Source organism: Acidobacteriota bacterium (assembly GCA_018001935.1).
In the GTDB taxonomy this organism is placed as follows: domain Bacteria; phylum Acidobacteriota; class JAAYUB01; order JAAYUB01; family JAAYUB01; genus JAGNHB01.
Genome location: JAGNHB010000011.1, coordinates 61,392 through 80,661 on the forward strand (window position 1 = coordinate 61,392; position 19,270 = coordinate 80,661).

17 protein-coding genes are annotated in these 19,270 nt (G+C 68.0%); 14 read left to right on the forward strand and 3 right to left on the reverse strand.

Annotation, left to right across the window (positions count from 1 at the left end; translation table 11 throughout):
* The first annotated feature begins 54 nt into the window (after positions 1 to 54).
* From lspA to KA419_06660, 4 genes are read left to right on the forward strand one after another with little or no spacing between them, the layout of a single operon-like run.
* Positions 55 to 612 (forward strand): signal peptidase II, encoded by a 558-nt coding sequence (gene lspA, locus KA419_06645; protein MBP7865612.1) that lies wholly within the window; start codon positions 55 to 57, stop codon positions 610 to 612.
* Positions 609 to 1,238 (forward strand): outer membrane lipoprotein chaperone LolA, encoded by a 630-nt coding sequence (gene lolA, locus KA419_06650; protein ID MBP7865613.1) that lies wholly within the window; start codon positions 609 to 611, stop codon positions 1,236 to 1,238. Before lspA ends, lolA begins: the two co-directional genes overlap by 4 nt.
* Complete coding sequence (locus KA419_06655) at positions 1,238 to 2,284, forward strand: J domain-containing protein (GenBank protein ID MBP7865614.1); 1,047 nt, start codon at positions 1,238 to 1,240, stop codon at positions 2,282 to 2,284. Before lolA ends, KA419_06655 begins: the two co-directional genes overlap by 1 nt.
* 58 nt (positions 2,285 to 2,342) lie before the next feature.
* The gene (locus KA419_06660; GenBank protein ID MBP7865615.1) at positions 2,343 to 3,278 is read left to right on the forward strand and encodes a radical SAM protein; all 936 of its coding nucleotides are present in this window, start codon (positions 2,343 to 2,345) and stop codon (positions 3,276 to 3,278) included.
* A 19-nt stretch (positions 3,279 to 3,297) separates the two neighbouring features.
* Here KA419_06660 and KA419_06665 read toward each other — a convergent pair whose 3' ends face one another.
* Positions 3,298 to 3,816, reverse strand: coding sequence for a DJ-1/PfpI family protein (locus tag KA419_06665; protein MBP7865616.1), 519 nt, complete (start codon positions 3,814 to 3,816; stop codon positions 3,298 to 3,300).
* 265 nt (positions 3,817 to 4,081) lie between these two features.
* Here KA419_06665 and KA419_06670 point away from each other — a divergent pair, with 265 nt between their 5' ends.
* A complete protein-coding gene (locus KA419_06670) occupies positions 4,082 to 5,044 on the forward strand; it encodes an L-lactate dehydrogenase (protein MBP7865617.1) in 963 nt (320 codons plus the stop codon).
* 377 nt (positions 5,045 to 5,421) lie between these two features.
* Here KA419_06670 and KA419_06675 read toward each other — a convergent pair whose 3' ends face one another.
* Positions 5,422 to 6,216: a methyltransferase domain-containing protein gene (locus KA419_06675; protein ID MBP7865618.1), complete on the reverse strand. Its 795-nt coding sequence runs from the start codon at positions 6,214 to 6,216 to the stop codon at positions 5,422 to 5,424.
* Entirely contained in the window at positions 6,213 to 6,791 is a 579-nt protein-coding gene (locus KA419_06680; protein MBP7865619.1) for an SIS domain-containing protein, read from the reverse strand. Before KA419_06680 ends, KA419_06675 begins: the two co-directional genes overlap by 4 nt.
* Before the next feature lie 362 nt (positions 6,792 to 7,153).
* Here KA419_06680 and KA419_06685 point away from each other — a divergent pair, with 362 nt between their 5' ends.
* The 9 genes from KA419_06685 (at position 7,154) to KA419_06725 (ending at position 19,220) form a co-directional block, all read left to right on the forward strand.
* Positions 7,154 to 8,032 (forward strand): sulfide/dihydroorotate dehydrogenase-like FAD/NAD-binding protein, encoded by an 879-nt coding sequence (locus tag KA419_06685; protein MBP7865620.1) that lies wholly within the window; start codon positions 7,154 to 7,156, stop codon positions 8,030 to 8,032.
* A gap of 13 nt (positions 8,033 to 8,045) precedes the next feature.
* A complete protein-coding gene (gene gltA / locus KA419_06690) occupies positions 8,046 to 9,473 on the forward strand; it encodes an NADPH-dependent glutamate synthase (GenBank protein MBP7865621.1) in 1,428 nt (475 codons plus the stop codon).
* Between the two features lie 51 nt (positions 9,474 to 9,524).
* Positions 9,525 to 10,373, forward strand: a complete 849-nt coding sequence (locus tag KA419_06695) for a hypothetical protein (protein ID MBP7865622.1) — start codon at positions 9,525 to 9,527, stop codon at positions 10,371 to 10,373.
* A gap of 9 nt (positions 10,374 to 10,382) precedes the next feature.
* A complete protein-coding gene (locus tag KA419_06700; GenBank protein ID MBP7865623.1) occupies positions 10,383 to 10,598 on the forward strand; it encodes a hypothetical protein in 216 nt (71 codons plus the stop codon).
* Between the two features lie 210 nt (positions 10,599 to 10,808).
* Entirely contained in the window at positions 10,809 to 11,279 is a 471-nt protein-coding gene (locus KA419_06705) for a GreA/GreB family elongation factor (protein ID MBP7865624.1), read from the forward strand.
* 248 nt (positions 11,280 to 11,527) lie between these two features.
* A complete protein-coding gene (locus tag KA419_06710) occupies positions 11,528 to 13,474 on the forward strand; it encodes a carbon starvation protein A (GenBank protein MBP7865625.1) in 1,947 nt (648 codons plus the stop codon).
* A 157-nt stretch (positions 13,475 to 13,631) separates the two neighbouring features.
* Complete coding sequence (locus KA419_06715; GenBank protein MBP7865626.1) at positions 13,632 to 15,674, forward strand: DUF3857 domain-containing protein; 2,043 nt, start codon at positions 13,632 to 13,634, stop codon at positions 15,672 to 15,674.
* Positions 15,671 to 17,530: a DUF3857 domain-containing protein gene (locus tag KA419_06720; GenBank protein ID MBP7865627.1), complete on the forward strand. Its 1,860-nt coding sequence runs from the start codon at positions 15,671 to 15,673 to the stop codon at positions 17,528 to 17,530. Before KA419_06715 ends, KA419_06720 begins: the two co-directional genes overlap by 4 nt.
* Before the next feature lie 508 nt (positions 17,531 to 18,038).
* Complete coding sequence (locus tag KA419_06725; protein MBP7865628.1) at positions 18,039 to 19,220, forward strand: YgeY family selenium metabolism-linked hydrolase; 1,182 nt, start codon at positions 18,039 to 18,041, stop codon at positions 19,218 to 19,220.
* Positions 19,221 to 19,270: the final 50 nt, after the last annotated feature.

Sequence of the window (19,270 nt, forward strand, 5' to 3'; positions counted from 1 at the left end):
AGGTTTGTGTGGAAATCCGGCTGAAAATGGGTACAATACCCATTGGAGGTCGGCATGACAACTGACTCGATCGACAGCGGGAAGTTGGTGTCCGAATGCGCAGAGACCGGGGCCCCGGGGGAGGAACGGCTCTCCGCCCCGCTCCGCTGGATCACCCTGACCCTGCTCTTCTTCGTGATGGACGCCCTGACCAAGGTCGCCGTCCAGGTGTTCCTGACCCAGCCGCACCGGGACATCACCATCATCCCCGGTTTCTTCGCCTTCTCACCGACCCTCAACAAGGGCATCGCCTTCAGCCTCCTGGCGGGGACCGACTCCGTCTGGAAGCCCATTCTGCTCACCACGGTCGCCGTGGCGGCCCTCGCCTGGTTCTCCTGGATGATCCTGGGGGGCACGATCCGGAAGACCGCGATGCTGGTGGCCTCCGGCATGGTCTGCGGCGGCATCCTGGGCAACACCGCAAACCGCCTCATCACCGGCTCCGTGGTGGATTTCCTCGACTTTCACGTCGGCCGCTTCGCCTGGCCGACCTTCAACATCGCGGACTCGTGCATCAGCATCGGGGCCGTCTGGCTCATCATCTCTCTCTTGCGGGAGGAGCGGAAGTCATGAGCGCCCGATGGGCCTGGGCACTCCTGCTGGGCGCCGTCGGGTGGGCTTTCGGCGCGGAGGACGCGTACTACCGGCGTTTTTTGGAGCGCTTCAACGCCATCCGGACCCTGCAGGCGGACTTCTACCAGCGCCTGTCCGGGGTCGGGGGCGTCGAAGAGGGGAACGGCACGCTCCAGCTCAAGCGCCCCGGCCGCCTGCGCTGGGAGTACGCCGCGCCGGACCGCAAGCTCTTCTTCCTGGAGGGCCGGCGGTACCTGTGCTACCAGCCCGGGGAACGCCAGCTCCTGGTCCAGTCGCTCCAGGACGAGGACCTCGAGGAGTCGCCCCTGGTCTTCCTCCTGGGGGGGAAACGGGACCTCGACCGGCACTACGCGGTGAGCCCCGCACCGGCCGGTGAGAGCGGGCGGCGGTACGTGCTGACGCCGCGCCGCCAGGGCGGCCCTTTCAAGCGCATCATCCTGACGCTGGCCGGGGACCCTCCCTTCATCGTCGAGATCAGCCTCTTCGAGGAAAACGACAACTTCCACTACTACCGATTCTCCAATGTGCGATTCGACCTGCCGGTCGCGGACGCGGTCTTCCGGTTCACGCCGCCGGCGGGGACGGAGATCATCCGGGAGGAGTGATGGACTACAAGGACTACTACAAGGTCCTCGAGGTGGACAAGAACGCCGGCACGGACGTCATCAAGAAGTCCTACCGCCGGCTGGCGCGGAAGTACCACCCCGACTTCAACAAGGGAAACAAGGCCGCCGAGCAGCGCTTCAAGGAGATCAACGAGGCCTACCAGGTGCTGGGGGACGAGGAGAAGCGAAAGAAGTACGACCAGCTCGGCGCGGACTGGGACAAGTACAAGGACGCCCCGGGCGGAGGCGGTTTCGACCCGTCCGCCTTCGCCGGTTTCGGCAACCTCGGCGGACGCGGCGGGGCCGGCAAGCGGGGTGGGTTCAGTGACTTCTTCCGGATGTTCTTCGGCGGCGCCGAGGAATTCGATTTCACGGGAATGCCCACCGCGGGCGGCCCCCGGCGCCCGCGCCGGCAGGGGGGCGCGGCGCCCTCCGAGGAGCCCGCGGCGGAACTCCCGGTGAGCGTGCGGGAAGCCGTCGCGGGGACGCGCCAGCGCCTGACCCTGAACCAGGAGGTCCCCTGCGAGGCCTGCGGCGGACGGGGGCTCTCGTCTTCCGGGGTCTGTCCCCGGTGCGGCGGGCGCGGAGTGAGTGTCCTTCCCGAGACCATCGACGTCAACATCCCGCCGGGGGTGCAGACGGGGTCGAAGGTCCGCCTTCGCGGGAAGGGAGCCCCGGGTCCCGGCGGCCGCCGCCCCGACCTCTTCCTCGCGGTCCGGGTCCAGCCGGACGCCCTCTTTCGCCTCGAAGGGCGGGACGTCCACTGCGAGCTGCCCCTGACGGTCTGCGAGGCGGTGCTGGGCGCGGAGATCGACTGCCCGACCGCCTCCGGCCGGGTCCGGATGCGGATCCCCCCCGAGACCGACAACGGCCGGACCTTCCGGTTGAAAGGGAAAGGACTCCCCGCCCTCGGGTCCCACCCCGCCGGCGACCAGATCGTGACGGTCCGGGTGGTACTCCCCCGCAACCTCGGCGAAGCGGAACGGGACCTCTTCCGGCAGCTCGCCGCCCTGCGCCGGGACAACCCCCGCAGCGGCCTGTTCTGACGACCGGGCGGCCCGGCCCCGTCCACCGACGGATCTCGACACGAAGGCACCAAACCCCATGCGATACCGACACCTTTTCGGCCCCGTCCCCTCCCGCCGCCTGGGCGCGTCCCTGGGCGTCGATCTCGTCCCCCACAAGGTCTGCTCCATGGACTGCGTCTACTGCGAGTGCGGGCCCACGACCCGCCTCACCGTCGATCGCGCGGAGTACGTGCCGACGACGGACGTCCTGTCGGAGATCGACGACTGCCTCGGGCGGGGCCCGCTGCCCGACTTCGTGACCTTCTCGGGCTCCGGCGAGCCCACGCTCCACAGCGGCATCGGGACGGTGATCCGCCACCTGAAGGACCGCTGGAAGGCCCCCGTCGCCCTGTTGACCAACGCCACCCTGATGCCGGACCCCGCGGTGCGGCGCGACCTGTTGCCCCTGGACCTGGTGGTGCCCTCCCTGGACGCCGCCCTGCCGGACAGTTTCGCCCGGGTCAACCGCCCCCACCCCGACGTCCGCTGCGACGGGGTGATCGACGGGTTGGCGGCGTTTCGCCGGGAGTACGCGGGGCCGATCTGGCTGGAGGTTTTCGTGGTGGACCCGGTCAACACCGGGGAGGCGGACCTTGCGGCACTGCAGGGGGCCCTGGACCGGATTCACCCGGACCGCGTCCAGATCAACTCCCTGGACCGGCCGGGAACGGAAACCTGGGTCCGCAAGACCCCTCTGCCCGTGCTGGAGGCCCTGGCCGCGAAACTGCGTCACCCCCGGGTGGAGATCATCTCACGGTTCCGGGAGCGGGTGGAGTACCACGCCTTCCGCGACGACGTGGCCGAGGCCATCCTGGAAACGGTTTCCCGGCGGCCCTGCACCCTGGACGACCTGTCCGTCTCCCTCGGCCTGCACGCCCTCGAGGCCCGCAAGTACCTCGACATCCTGGAGGCGGAGAAGCGGCTCCGGGCCGAGCTTGGGGAACGCGGCGTCTTCTACCGCCTCAACCGGTGACCTCGGAAGACAGTGGGTGTTACGTGAGCAGCCGGACCACGGCCTGGCCAAAGGCCCGGGCGGCGTGGGGCCCGTTGGCGGTGACGATGCGGCCGTCCACCTCCACGTCCTGGCCGGTGTAGACGGCGCCCGCCTTCTTGAGGGACGGCTCCTCGGAGGGGAAACAGGTCGCCCGCTTCCCCTTCAGGACCCCCGCGCGGGCCAGGGTCCCCGGGGCGATGCAGATGGCGCCGAGGACCTTCCCCGCCGCCACGGCGTCGTTGGCGACGGCCAGGGCCCGCGGGTGGTTGAAGTAGTCCGCCGCTCCCGGCCCGCCGATGAAGAGGATGGCCTCGTAGTCGGACACGTGGAGATCCTCGATGAGGCGGTCCACCGCCGCCTTGGCGCCGAGCTTGCCCCGGGCGGTGCCGGGGCCGGTGGAGACCGTTGTCACCCCGATGCCGGCCTTCACCAGGACCTGCCGAGGCTCCAGGTACTCCTCGTCGCGGAACCCGGCCAGCGCCACGATCAGCGCCGCCTTTTTGCCCTGAACGTCCATTTCGCCTCCTCTGGGTTTCCCGGGATTGCACTGTTTCCCATTATACCAAAATGCGCCTTTTCGCCTCGCGGCGGCCTGCCGTTTCGCGGCCGCAGGGGATGTGGCCGGCGGCCCGGCGGAGGGTTCAAACCCGGAGATGGCAGGCCGGGGAGGGATTTGTGTTGACTTCCGGGCCATTTCCGGCTATTCCTCCGGTAAAGCCCGCGCATCGGTGATACCGGCCGTTCTCCGTTTGCCGGGTATTGTCGGGAAGGAGGGAAGACCCATGGGATATGCGGATGACCGGCACCAGTTGGTGATCGTGGGCGCGGGGCGGGTGGGCTCGACGACGGCGTATGCCGCCCTGGTCTCGGGGATCGCCGACTCCATCACCCTCATCGACGCTGACCGGAACCGCGCCGAGGGCGAGGTGATGGACCTCGTCCACGGGCTTCCGTTCGTGTCGCCGACCACGGTGCGTGCCGCCGGGTACGAGGCCTGCCGCGAGGCCGACGTGATCATCGTGACCGCGGGGGCGGCAAGGCAGCCGGGGGACACCCGCCTCGACCTCGCCCGGCGAAACCTCGCGCTCTACCAGGAAATCATCCCAAAGATCGTGGAGTGGACCCGGGAAGCCGTGCTGGTCATCGTGTCGAACCCGGTGGACCTGCTCACCCTGGCCGCGCAACGGATGTCCGGGCTGCCCCCCTCCCAGGTCGTCGGCACGGGGACCGTCCTCGACACCTCGCGGCTCCGCTCGACCCTGGCGGAACACTTCGCCATCGACGCCCGCAACGTGCACGCCTTCGTGGTGGGCGAACACGGCGACTCCCAGGTCACCTTGTGGAGTTCGGCCCGGATCGCCGGCCTGACCCTGGCGGACTATGCGAAGGCTGCCGGAAGGGCTTGGGGCGCGGACCTCGAGCACGATCTCGAGCGGCAGGTCCTCACCGCCGGGGCCGAGGTGATCCGGCGCAAGGGCGCCACCTACTTCGCCATCGGGCTCGTTGCCTCCTCCCTTGCGCGGACCATCCTCCACGACGTGCGGTCGATCCTGACCGTGAGTTCCGTCCTCCAGGGCGAGCACGGCCTCGCCGACGTCGCGCTCTCCCTCCCCTGCGTGGTGGGCCGGGAAGGCTGCGCGAAAGCCCTGACCCTGTCCATCGACGAGCGGGAGTTGGGCGCGCTCCGGTCTTCCGCGGACACGCTCCGGAAAACCTACGACGAGATCAGTGGCCCAAGGGCCTGAAGTTCGCACGCGCCGTTCGCACACGCCGTTCGCACGCGCCGTCCCGGCGCGGGTCTTCGGGTTTCGGGAAAATTTGGCGCCGGCAGCCGCGCTCCTGCAGGGAGGCTTGACGTCCGCGTCGGGACGACGTGTACGAACCGCGCCGTTCGCACGCGCCGTCCCGGCGCGGGTCTTCGGGTTTCGGGAAAATTTGGTGCCGGCAGCCGCGCTCCTGCAGGGAGGCTTGACGTCCGCGTCGGGACGACGCGTACGAACCGCGCCGTTCGCACGCGCCGTCCCGGCGCGGGTTCAGGGGCCAGCCGAGGGGACGGGCCAAGGCAGGATCTGCGGTGCATTGGGAGAGACCGGGGTCCGCGTCGGGACGACGCGTACGAACCTCAGCGTTTGCAGGCGGCGACCATGGCCATGCCGTACTGCACGAAGTGAGTGTCCCGCTTCATCACGTCGAAGAAGAAACGCCGCATCTCGTCAAGCTTCTTCGAGGTGTGGGTGCCGTGAAGGAAGTGGTGGTACAGCGTCGCTTCCCGGAAGAGGTACTCCGCCAGGACCCGGTCGTCGATCTGCTGGTTGTTGAATGGCTCCACCCCGACCTCGAGGACCTCGAACCCCGCAGACTCCAGGATGGGAGGCAGGAAGGTCCCCGTGCGGATCTCCGTGGCGTGCTTTTCACAGAAGCCGCGGACAAGTTCCTCGAAGAAGGTGAACGCCGGTGTTTCGGGCTGGCACAGGGTGAAATCCGGGTCCAGGTCGACGACCCACAAGAGGGTCCCCGGCCGGGAAGGGGCGAGCATCCGGGGAAGGGTGCGGCGGGTGTCGGGCAGGTGGAGGACCACGTAGCGCATGAGGATGCCGTCCGTGGCGCCGAGCGTGTCCAGGGCCCCTTCCACCCTCGCGTCCGCCTGCTGCCAGGTCACGTTGGGAAGCCGTCGACGGCCGGCCTCACGGACCATGCACTCCTCCGCGTCCACCCCGGTGAAGGCGATCTCCGGGTGGCGCTCCGCGAGCCTGGAGAGGAAAAGGCCGTTCCCCGTTCCGATGTCCGTGACGTGGCTGCACCGGGAAAGGCCGTGCTGGAGCATGAATCGGTGGTGGCGGTCGAAGGACAGCTCGACCTGCACGGAGAGCTGTTCCCGGATCAGGTCCTCGAAGCGGACCCAGGGGTCCTGGTTCATCGGGTCACCTCCTGGAGCAGGGCTTCCAGCCTTTCGCAGAAAACGTGGCCCAGGACCTCGTGGATTTCCTGGATCCGGGGCGTGTCCGTGGAATCGACGTCGAAGAGGACATCGCAGAGGGGACCGACGTCGCCGCCCCCCCGACCGGTGAAGCCGACCTTCAGGCACGGGACCCCGGCGACGGCCTCGAGGGCGGCCACCACGTTGGGGGAGTTCCCGCTGGTGCTGATGGCGACCACCACGTCGTTCGGGCCGGCCAGGGTGAGCAACTGGCGGGCGAAGACCCGGTCGTAGCCCATGTCGTTGGCGGTGGCGGTGAGGAGGGCGGGGTTGCCCGCCAGGGCGAACGCGGGGATCCCGGGCCGGTCCAGTCGAAATCGCCCCATCAGTTCCCCGGCCCAGTGGAGGGCGTCCGCGGCGGACCCGCCGTTCCCCAGCAGGTAGACCCTCCCGCCTTTCCGAACCCGGCGGGCGGCCTCCCGGGCGGTCTCCTCCACGGTGTCACCGAAGCGATCCACCGCGTCGCGCAACAGGCACTCCAGGTCCACCGCGACCGCTGAAAGCAGGTATTCCATGGCCACCTCCCGACATTCCCCCGGTACTCCGTCGCCACCCCGGCGGGGCGGGGTCCCGGAGAAAACCCACCATACCGTACGGCCCGTCCCCCGTCAAGATCGACGTCCCCGTAAAAAGCCCTATCTTGCCCGCGAATCACGCGAATGAGCGCGAATCAGAAATCAATAATCAATAGATATTGTTCGTGTTATAAATTCGCGTATCTTCGTGTTATTCGCGGGAAATCCCCCTTTTTCGACGCTTCGCGGTCCCATCGCCATCGGTTCCACGTGGAGAAATCGCTTGATATCCGGCGGGCCCCCGATTATAATTCCACTGAAATCGGCTTGATCGCAAATCCTTTCCCTGCGGGGTGCGAGTTATGACTGACGGGTTGAACCAGCCGCCGCCGGCCGTGCCGGATTTCAGCAACACCTTCCGGGTCGTGGCCAAGCAGGAGCTGGCCAAGCGCACCATCTGCATGATGGAGATCGAGGCGCCCTTCATTGCCCGGAAAGCCCGGGCGGGCCAGTTCGTCATCCTCCGGGTGACCGACGCCGGCGAACGGGTCCCCATGACCATCACCGACAAGGACCCGGACAAGGGGACCATCACCATCTACTTCCAGATCATCGGCAAGTCCACGGCGCTTATGCGGACCCTCAAGGTGGGGGAATGCTTCCAGGATGTGGTGGGGCCCCTCGGCGAGCCGGACCGGATCGAGCGGGTGGGGAAGATCGTGATGGTGGGCGGGGGCACGGGCACGGCGGTGCTCTACCACATCACCAAGGCCTACCGCGAGTTCGACAACTACATCATCGGGATCACCGGGGCCCGCGAGAAGGAACTGCTGATCCTGGAAAAGGAGATGCGCCAGCTCTGCGACGAGCTGATGATCTGCACCGACGACGGGAGCCAGGGGGAGCGCGGGCTGGTGACGGACCTCCTCACCAAGTGCCTGCGGCTCAACCCCGATGTCCGGATGGTCTGGGGGATTGGGCCCCTGGCCATGATGAAGGCCGTGGCGAACCTGACGCGCCCCTTCCAGATCAAGACCATGGTGAGCCTCAACCCCATCATGCTGGACGGGACCGGGATGTGCGGGTGCTGCCGGGTGACGGTGAACAAGTGCACCCGTTTCGTCTGCGTCCACGGGCCGAGTTTCGACGCCCACCAGGTGGACTTCGACGAACTCCTCAAGCGCAAGGGCATGTACCTGGTCCAGGAGCGGGAGTCCCTGCTCTTCTCCGTGAGACGCTGACGCCGGAGGACGGATGGAACACGACAAAAGCGAAAAACCCAAAGAGAAGATCCCCCGCCAGAAGATGCCCGAACAGAACGTGTCGAGCCGCATCCGGAACTTTGACGAGGTGCCGCTGGGCTACCCGCCGGAGTCCGCCGTCCTGGAGGCGAAGCGCTGCCTCCAGTGCCGCAACCCGCTCTGCGTCCAGGGCTGCCCGGTGGAAATCGACATCCCGGCTTTCCTCAAGCGGATCAGCGAGGGCGCCTTCCCGGAGGCCATTCGGAAGATCAAGGAAAAGAATGCGTTGCCCGCCGTGTGCGGCCGCGTCTGCCCCCAGGAGGACCAGTGCGAGAAGCTGTGCGTCCTGGGGGTCAAGGGAAACCCGGTCGGCATCGGCAACCTGGAACGGTTCGCCGCCGACGCCGAGTACACGGCGGGGGAAATCGTCGTCCCCCCGGTTGCACCCCCCACCGGCCACCGGGTCGCCGTGGTCGGCGCCGGGCCTTCGGGATTGACCGTCGCGGCGGATCTGGCGATCCTGGGGCATGACGTGACCATCTTCGAGGCGTTGCACGAGGGGGGCGGGGTGCTCATGTACGGCATTCCCGAGTTCCGGCTTCCCAAGGCCATCGTCCGGCGCGAGGTGGAGTACCTGCGGCGCCTGGGGGTGAAGATCCACGTCGACTACATCATCGGGAAGGTCCTGGAAGTCCGGGAACTCCTCGACATGGGTTTCGAGGCGGTGTTCCTGGGCGTCGGCGCCGGGCTCCCCATGTTCATGAACATCCCCGGGGAAAACCTCAACGGCGTCTACTCCGCCAACGAGTTCCTCACGCGCTCCAACCTCATGCAGGCGTTCCGCTTCCCCGATGCCGACACCCCCATCTACGTCGGGAAGAACGTGGCGGTGGTGGGGGGCGGGAACGTGGCCATGGACTGCGCCCGCACGGCGCTGCGGCTGGGGGCCAAGCGCGTCACCGTCGTCTACCGCCGTTCCCGCACCGAGTTGCCGGCGCGGCACGACGAGATCATCCGGGCGGAGGAGGAGGGGATCATCTTCAACTTCCTGACCAACCCCATCCGGTACCTGGCCAACGAACAGAGCTGGGTGCGGGCCATGGAGTGCGTCCGGATGGAACTGACCGAGGAGGACGCCTCGGGGCGGCGCGCGGTGATCCCCATCGAGGGGTCCGAACAGGTCTGGGAGTTCGACACCGTGATCGTGGCCATCGGCGCCGGGGCCAACCCCATCGTGGCCTCCACGATGCCCGACCTGAAGGTCAACCGCCGGGGCTACTACGAGGTGAACCCCGAGACCATGGAAACCTCCAAGCCCCGGGTCTACGCCGGCGGGGACATCGTCACGGGCTCGGCCACCGTCATCTCCGCCATGGGGGCTGGGAGGGTCGCCGCACGGGCCATCCACCGGCAGCTCACCGGCGGGGCCCCGAAGGCCTAGTGCCGTTCACCGCGTGATCCGTGAGCGAAAAATCGATGCAAGGAGATCCATATGGGTGCAACAGCGTTTCGTGAAGAGGACGGGAAAAAAGTCATCAAAAGCGGGACTTTCTTCCGCTGCTTCTGCCCTCACTGCCACATGAGCCTGATCGAGAGCGACAACATCGTGATGACGGTGGTCCGGCCCGGCGGCGAGCGGGGGGTCCTGACCTTGAGCCCCTACCTGAACGTGTTCGAGAGCACCAGCACGGTCCGGTTGCCCGAGGGAGAGGAAGTGGAGGACTTCATCTGCCCGCACTGCGCCAAGTCCCTGAAGGAACCCGAGAAGCGGTGCGGCGCCTGCGGGGCCCACATCATGACCTTGCTGGCCCGGGTGGAAACCGAGGTCTTCGACTTCCACATCTGCATGCGCAAGAGCTGCTACTGGCACGGGATCACCACCGAGAAGCGCGAGAAACTCCTGCTGGAGATGGCCGGGTTCCGCAAACCCGGAGACCACGTGGAGATGATCCGGACGGGGACCAAGCTCCAGTGCTTCTGCCCGAACTGCAAGGCCTCCCTGGTGAAGGGCGAGGACCTGGTGGTCCACATCCTCGGCACCGACGGGCGGATCGGCGAGCTGAGGCTGAGCCCCTACCTCAACGTCTTCCGCAACGAGTGCTCCATTTTCATCCCCCCCGGCGCGGAAGTGGAGGACATGATCTGCCCCCAGTGCAAGGGCAGCCTCTGGCTGAACGATAAACGCTGCGAAGTCTGCGATTCGAAAGCCGCCAAGATGCGCATCCGGGCCTCGGTCCTGGACCTGGACTTCTACATCTGCATGCGTGACCAGTGCCACTGGCACGGCCTGAGCGAGGGCGACCGCCAGCGGATCCTGCTGGACGAGAGCCTGGAGTGGTGAGGAGGGGTCATGCAGCGGATGAACCTGGAAGAAAAACGGAAGGAACGGCTCCTGCAGATCATCTCCCGCCACGCTCACGGCTTCAAGTACGAACTGACCCGGCTGCACCTGAACGAGAACCAGATCGAGGTGATCTACCCCTTCGTGGTGAAGCTCATCGACACCGTGAACCGGGAGTACCTCGCGGAAGAGGCTTCCGGCTGGGCCGACCCGCCCGCGCCCTGAGCCCGGGGCGTGCCCCGGCCGGATCAGCGGCCGTCGCCCTCCCGGCGGGCCGCGTACCGTCCCGTCGCCCCCTCCCGGGCGACGGGCGGTTGCACCCGGCCGGCGAGGCGCCCGGCCTGCGGCGCCGGGCCACGCCGTCGGCGGATTTTTCTTGACGTGTGCCCCCCGGATGGATAAATTGCTTCAATCATTGTCGGGGAAGAGGTTTTCATGCCCACGTACATGCTGCGCACCACCCTGGATCGGTTGAACAAACGCCTGGAGGAGATCCAGCGCGAAAAATACGTCGTTGCCCGCGAACTCCAGGAGGCGGCGTCCCAGGGCGATCTCTCGGAGAACGCCGAGTACGATATCGCCAAGGAAAAGAAGGAGATGCTGGCCCTCGAGGAGCGCCGGATCAAGGAGTACCTCGGCGACGCCCAGCTCATCGAGGAGATCAGCTCCCCGCCCGACGTGGTTTCAGTGGGCAAGCGGGTGAAGATCCAGGACGCCGCATCCGGCAAGGAGCAGGTCTTCGCCATCATCGGAGAGCTCGACAAGATGGAGGGCGTCGACTCCCTCTCGGTCGGCGCCCCCCTGGCCCGGGGCCTGCTGGGAAAGAAGCTGGGGCGGTCCGTGGAGGTCCAGTTGCCGCGCGAGACCCGGCGCTACAAGATCCTGGAGATCTCGAACCTCTTCTGACACGGGAGGCCAGGACCCCGATCGGCAGGAACCGCGCCGGTCAGCCATTGGCCGCAACCCGATCGAAACCACGGATGAACACGGATGAACACGGATACCGGATATTGTGATGACTTCCGGTGTCATGTCGGCCTTCTTCCCCGGGGGCGGCCTCCACTCCGTCCCATTTCTTTGCGGGGCTTGGCGGCTTTGCGTGAGGCCGGTGGTGCCTCCACTTTTCATCGAACCCCGAAAGAGCCTTTGAACCCATGAAAACACTTTCAAGAATCCTGTGGGTGGGCGTGGCGGCGGTCTTCGCCCTCTCTTTCGCCATCGTGACGGGCCTCTTCAACCCGGCCGAGAAGGTCAACGCGCTCTGGCTGGTGACGGCGGCGGCCTGCTTTTTCCTCCTGGCCTACCGCTTCTACGGCGCTTTCCTGGCGGCGAAGGTGGCGGTGCTGGACGAAAGGAGGGTGACGCCCGCCGTCCGCCTCAACGACGGGATGAATTACCACCCCACCAACAAGTGGGTCCTCTTCGGCCACCACTTCGCCGCCATCGCGGGCGCCGGCCCGCTCATCGGCCCGGTCCTGGCCGCCCAGTTCGGTTACCTGCCGGGTTTCCTGTGGATCCTGGTGGGCGCGGTGGTGGCCGGCGGCGTCCACGATTTCGTGATCCTCTTCGCCTCGGTGCGGCGGGACGGCAAGTCCATGGCCCGGATCGTGCGGGAGGAGGTCGGCCCCGTATCGGGCGGCGCGGCCCTCTTCGTGGTCCTCTTCGTGATGGTCATCGCCATCGCCGGCCTGGGGCTGGCCTTCATCAACTCCCTGGCCCGGAACCCCTGGGGGGTCTTCATCATCGGCATGACCATCCCCATCGCCCTGTTCATGGGCTTCTACATGAAGCTGCAGTTCCGGGCCAGCATCGCGGGGATCTCGGCCGTGGGCATCGTGCTCCTGGTGTCGTCGGTGATCGTCGGGCACGCGGTCCCGGGCAGCGCCCTCGGGCGGGTGCTGGACCTGGGGCCCCATTCCCTCACGGTCCTCCTGGGGGTCTACGGCTTCATCGCCTCGGCCCTTCCGGTCTGGATGCTGCTGGCCCCCCGGGACTACCTCTCCTCCTTTCTGAAGATCGGGGTCATCGCCGCCCTCGCCGTCGGCGTCGTCTTCCTGGCGCCGGACCTCCGGATGCCCGCGCTCACCCGCTTCGTATCGGGCGGCGGGCCCATCATCCCCGGGCCCGTCTTCCCCTTCCTCTTCATCACCATCGCCTGCGGGGCCATCTCCGGCGGGCACGCCCTCTTCGCCTCCGGGACCACCTCCAAGATGGTGGACAACGAGCGCTACGTCCTCCCCATCGGCTACGGCGCCATGCTCACCGAGGGTTTCGTCTCGGTGATGGCGGTGATCGCGGCCTGCGTCCTGGTGCCGGGGGACTACTTCGCCATCAACACCACCCTCGACGGCGCCCGGCTGGCCGCCCTCGGGTTCACGCCCGAACACCTTTCGGAGCTGTCCCGGATGGTTGGGGTCGACCTGGCGGGACGGCCGGGGGGCGCCGTCTCCCTGGCGGTGGGCATGACCCAGATCTTCGCGGCCATCCCCCTGATGAAGACGGTGATGGCCTACTGGTACCAGTTCGCCCTCATGTTCGAGGCCTTCTTCATCCTCACCACCATCGACGCGGGGACCCGGGTCTGCCGCTACATCGTCCAGGAACTGGCGGGACACGTCTGGAAACCCCTCGGGGACCTCCGCTCCCTGGCGGGAAACGTCTTCGCGAGCCTGGTGGTGGTCCTGTCCTGGTCCTTCTTCATCGCCACGGGGTCGCTCTCCGCCGTGTGGCCCATGTTCGGCACCGCCAACCAGCTCCTGGCCATGCTGGCCCTGTGCCTGGGCACCACCCTGATCCTCAAGGCCGGGAAGGCGCGCTACGCCTGGATCACCCTGGCGCCCATGGCCTTCATGGCCGCCACCACCCTCACCGCGTCGGTGCAGCTCATCGGCAAGTTCTGGGACCTGGCCCTGGCCGGGGGGAAGGACGCCCGGCTCTACGGCGTGAGCTGCGCGCTCATGGGGATCCTCCTGGTTCTCGCCCTGATCATCGTCGGCGACTCCCTGGTGAAGTGGCGTCGTTTGCTGCGAGGCAGGGAAGGGGAGGCCATCCCGGTGGAGCCGCTTCCCGACGAGGGCGAGGAAGTCTATCCGCTCCCCTGAGAGAACAAATCGCCGTGCCATCCGTAAACTTCCGTTCGTCGATCAGCCGGTGAAAATGTCCACGGATGAACACGGATGGCCACGGATTCAGTCCGGACAGGATATCCAGATGAGTGTGATGAGTGGTTGAAAAATATCTCCTGAGAGGAGAGGCAGCATGATCAGAGTCGTCAATTCGAGGTTCAGCGGGAAGACGGGGCTTGCGGTGAGAGCTTTCCTCTTGCTGGTGGCCGTTGTGGCGGGGGCCGGGGCCGGTTTCGGCCAGGACGCCGTCAAAGACGACCCGCTGACGCCGGCGGACGCGGACCTGGCGGCCCGCATCGCGGCGGTGCGGGCCGCCGACTACGCCGGGAAGGACGTGATGAGGGTCCTCGACCGCACCGACGTGGAGGTGGCCGAGAGCGGTCTCTCCACCATGACCTTCCACCGCGTGGACAGGGTCCTCACGGTGGCGGGCGCCGTGGGCGAAGCGGTCCGGTCCTTCGACTACGACCCGAAAAGCTCGGGCGTGGAGATCGTCCGCATCCGCCTCTGGCGCGACGGCAAGCCCCGGGACCTCGACCTGGCGGGGCTGAGGGACACGCCCGCCCCCGACTGGTCCATCTTCTGGGGCAACCGGCTCAAGGTCTTCACCTTGCCGCGCCTGAAGCCGGGCGACGCCGTGGAGACGGAACACCGGCGCAAGGGATTCGTCCTGGCCCTGCTGGCCGACGAGGACGCCGAGCAGCGCTTCATTCCGCCCATGCGGGGCCACTTCTTCGACATCGTGCCCTTCTGGTCGGATCGGCCCGTGAAGGAGAAGATTTACACCGTCCGGCTGCCCCGCGGCAAGAACCTCCGCACCCAGTTTTTCAACGGGACGGCCGAGACCGAGGCGAGAGTGGACGGCGAGACCGCCTTCTACCGCTGGACGGCCCGGGACGTGGCCCCCCTGGAGCGCGAGCCGGGCATGAGCGCCCCCGACGACGTCGCCCCCAAGCTCATCGTCACCACCACCCTGGACTGGAGGGAGAAGTCGGCCTGGTTCCACCAGGCCAACGAGGACTACGGCTCCTTCACGGTGACTCCCGAGGTAAAGGCGTTCACCGACGCGCTGTTGAAGGGGGCGAGGGACGACGACGAGAAGATTTCCATCTTGACCCACTGGGCGGCGGAGAACATCCGGTACTGCGGCCTGAGCATGGGAAAGGGGGAAGGGTACATCCTCCACACGGGGGAGATGACCTTCCAGGACCGCTGCGGCGTCTGCAAGGACAAGGCCGGGATGCTGGTGACCCTGCTGCGGGCCGCGGGGTTTGAGTCCTACCCCGCCATGACCATGGCCGGTTCCCGGGTGGAGGACATCCCCGCCGACCAGTTCAACCACTGCGTGACGCTGGTGAAACGGCCCACGGGCTACCAACTCCTGGACCCCACGTGGGTCCCGGGGTCCATGGAACTGTGGTCCTCCCTGGAGCAGGAACAGCAGTACCTTCCCGGGGTCCCCGAGACGTCCGGACTCCTGACCACCCCCGCGGCCGACCCGGCCGAGCACTTCATCCGGATCACCTCGACCCTGGACCTGGCCGCCGACGGGAAGCTCTCGGGCCGGGCGTCGGTGGAGACCCGGGGGCTGGGCGACAGTTTCATGCGGCGGGCGGTCCAGCGGACCGTCGCGGCCCGGCGTGCCGACATCTTTCGGAACGCCCTGGCCGAGATCAGCCCCCTCATGAAACTCACGGGTTACGACTGCTCTTCCCCGGAAGACCTGAAGAACGCCATGAAGATCGCCCTGCGCTTCGAGTGCCCCGACTTCGCCCAGGCCGGGGAGAAGTCGCTGCGCCTTCGCGCCCCGGCCCTGGCCCAGTACTTCGCCGACCCGGGGCTCGCCTTCTTCCTGCAGGTCCGCACCGACAAGCCGGATCGGAAGTACCCCCTCAGCTTGCGCTGCAACGGGACCTGGTCCTGGGAGGAAACCGTCAAGGCGCCGCCGGGATACCGGCTGGCCAGGCCGCCCGACGACCTGAGGATCGACGGCGCCGCGGCGTCGCTGGAGCGGACCGTCAAGGCCCTCGACGACGGGTTTGTCGTGAAGCAGACCCTGGTTCTCAAGAAGAAGACCTGCCCGCCGTCGGACTACCCGAACCTCAAGCAGGTGCTGGACGCCCTCCGCAAGGAGCGCGGCCGGGTTTTCGCCCTGGTGGCGGGAGGTGACAAATGAACCGGCGTATCCTGACCCTGACCCTGTGGATCGCCGCGGCCTGGCTCGCGGCGGCCCCGACGACGACCGCCCCCGTGGCCGATTCCCCCGGGGCAGCGTACGAAACCGCCCTGAAGGCCGCGGACGCGGAGGTCCTCCTGCGGGAGAAGACCTTCACCCTCAACCCCGACGGCTCGTGGGAGACCCGGGTGCACGAGGTCCGCAAGGTCCTCACGCTCCAGGGGATGAACCGGGCGCTGGGGGAGACCGTCATCCCCTTCCGCGACGGCTGGCAGACCGTGGAGGTGGGCGAGGCCTTCACCACCCGCCCGGACGGGACGAAGGTCCCCCTCCCGGCCAACGCCCGCATCGAGATCATGAACCTGCACGTGGCCCGCAACCCCGCCTTCAGCGACCTCCGGAGCCTGGTGGTCGCCCACACCGGGCTGGAAATCGGCGCCGTCACCGACCTGAGCTGGACCGTCAGGACCCGCAAGGGCTTCCTCCCGTTCTTCGAAGGGATGGAGATGCTGGCGGGGCCCTTCCCCGTCCGTGACCAGTCGGTGGTGGTGCGCGTCCCGCGGGGCACGCCGCTGAAGACGGCCGGCAGCGGCGGCGGGATGGCCTTCACCCGGACCGCCGCCAGCGGGCAGGATGTCTTCACCTGGCGCGGCCGCGGCACCCTCCCCGTGTTCACTGAGCGGGTCGCCCCCGAGGCCGCCTGCTGGGCGCCCTGGGTGTCCTTCACCACGGCGCCGTCGGACGCGGCGGTCCTGAAGGCCCTCGCGACGGAGCCCCTCACCGCGGAACTGTTCGAGGAGGTGACCGGGCGGAAGGCGGGTGCGATGGCCGGGCTGCCCGGCCTGGCGGATGCCCGCGCGGTCCTGGAGAAGGCCCTCGAGGGGGTCCGGACCGTGGATGCCGCCCCGGCGGAGACGGGGGCCTGGGCTGCCCCGCCGCGGGAGGTGTGGGACCGGGCCTGCGGAACCCGGCTCGAGAAGGCCCGGCTGGCCGCCGCCGCCCTGGCCGCCTGCGGCGCGGCCGACACCGGGGTTGCCCTCCTCCTGCCCTCCGCGGGCGGCGTCGAACCCGTCCCCGGCCTGCTGGCCGCGTCGGCGTTCCTGGCACGGTTCCGAACCACGGCGGGGACCTTCTGCGCCGATACCGACGGTTTCGTGTTCACCGCCGACGACCCCCGGTGGCAGGGGATGGTGCTGGTGGAACCCGACGGGAAGCGACGGAAACCTGCCGTTGCCGAGGGCGAGGCCGGCTGCGCCTGGTCGCTGTCGCTGGAGGCGAAGGACTGGAAGGACAAGACCTGCCGCCTCTCCGGGCGGCTCGCTCTCCGCGGGACCGCGGTGGACACCCCCCGGCTCCTGGACGACGCCGCGAAGTACGCGGAGTCGACCCTGGGGGAGGCTCTGAAACCTTACGGAGTGAAGGGGCTGAAAGTCACGGTGAATCTCGCCGCGCCCAACCTCCTGGAGGCCGGCTTCGAGGCGGATGCGGAAAAGCTGTTCGAGCCCGGCGAGGAGCGCGCCCTCGCCCTGCCAATCCCCCCGCCGGTCGCGGCCTGGAAAGGGCTCCTGCCGGTCGCCACCGGGCGGACGGCCCCCCCGGCCCTTTTCACCCCGGCGGAGTTCCGCCTCGACCTGAGTGTCGCCTTGCCGCCGAAGGGAAAAGTCGCGGCGGGCCCGAAGACGGCGGCGTGGGAGCGGGACGGCGTCAAGTGGTCGCAGGAGGCCCGGCTCGACGGCGAGACGTGGCGCTTCACCCGGACCACCCGCCTCCCGTCCCGGGACGTTCCCCTCCAGACCGTGGCGGATGCCCTGGCGGGCTGGCTGGCCGACACCCTCAACCGCCTCGTGCTGGAGTAGGCGCGGCCCCCCAGCCGGCAGGGGAGTCGCCGGGGAGCGATTTATTCGCCAAGGGACGAAAGGACCAAAAGGACCAAAGGGACCAAAAGGACCGCAAGGTCGACAGCCAGGCTCTCGCCCTCTCAGGCTCTTGCGTTTTGGGCACGTGCCGGGCCCTGCGCTCTCGCGCGCCTTTGGTCTTGCGGTCTTGAGCCCTCGCAACCGGGCGCCCCAGGCCTTTGCAACCGGGCGCGCCAGGCCTTCGCAAAATGGCTCCCCAGGCCTTCGCAACCGGGCGCCCCAGGCCTTCGCGCCCGGGCGCCCCAGGCCTTTGCAGCCGGGCGCCCCAAGCCTTCGTGTTCGGGGGCCCCAAGCCCCCGCGGTCCTTTATGTCCTTTATGTCCTTTGGGTCCTTTCGTCCTTTCCCGCCGCGGCGCCGCTCCCCGCCCCCCCCGGAGAAAATCTCCTTCCCCCGTGCGGCGTTTCGGGGTAAGATAGACCCCGACTTTGATTTTCATGGAGGACCGAAATGGGCTTGAACGAGAACATCCTGGAACGCGCCGAGGCGTACCGTGACTACACGGCGAAGAACCTGTCCGATATCGTGCAGATCCCGTCCCTGAGCTGCGGGGAGCGGGAGGTGATCGCGGCCCTCGAGGCCAAGTGCCGGGAGGCCGGCTTCGACGAGGTCCGCGTGGACGGCCTGGGCAGCCTGGTGGCGCGCGTGGGGAGCGGCCCCCGCAAGCTGGCCGTCGACGCCCACATCGACACGGTCGATACCGGCGACCCTGCCCAGTGGGAACGGCCCCCCTTCTCCGGCGACATCCAGGACGGTTTCGTCCACGGCCGGGGCACCGTGGACCAGAAGGGCGGCGCCGCGTCCATGATCACCGGCGGGCGGATTCTGAAGGAACTGGGGGCGGCGAAGGACTTCTCGGTCTACTTCACCTTCACCGTCATGGAGGAGGACTGCGACGGCCTCTGCTGGAAGTACCTCATCGAGGAGGAGAAGCTGGTGCCGGACTTCGCGGTCATCACCGAGCCCACGAACCTGGGCGTCTACCGGGGCCACCGTGGCCGGATGGAGATCGAGATGTACTTCCCCGGCGTGTCTTGCCACGGCTCGGCGCCCGAGCGGGGCGTCAACGCGGCGTACAAGGCCGCGGAAGGCCTCCTGGCCGTCCGCGAGCTGCAGGAGCGCCTGGCGTACGACGCCTTCCTGGGGAAGGGGAGCGTCACCGCAACCCTGGTGGAGTCCCAGTCGCCCTCGCTGTGCGCCGTGCCTGACCGGTGCCGGGTCCACCTTGACCGCCGCCTCACCTGGGGCGAGGACCTGGAGGGGGCCGTCCGGGAAGTCCGGGAGGCCGTCCGGGACACCGCGAAGGTCGAGGTCCCCCTTTACGATGCCCCCAGCTGGAAGGGCACCGTCTTCACCCAGGACAAGTACTTCCCCACCTGGAAGATCGAGGCCGACCACCCGCTCTGCGCGGCCGGCGTGGCGGCGGCCCGCCTCGCGCTGGGCGCCGAGCCGGTCCTGGACAAGTGGACCTTCTCCACCAACGGTGTGGCCATCTGCGGGCGGCACGGGATCCCCTGCATCGGCTTCGGCCCGGGCAACGAGGTCCTGGCCCACGCCCCCAACGAGAAGACCCCGATCGACCACCTGGTGAAAGCATCGGCCTTCTACGCCCTTCTGCCGTCTCACCTGTGAGCGGGCACGGCGTCAGGGCCCTGGACCACGCGATCCGGATCTGACCTGGA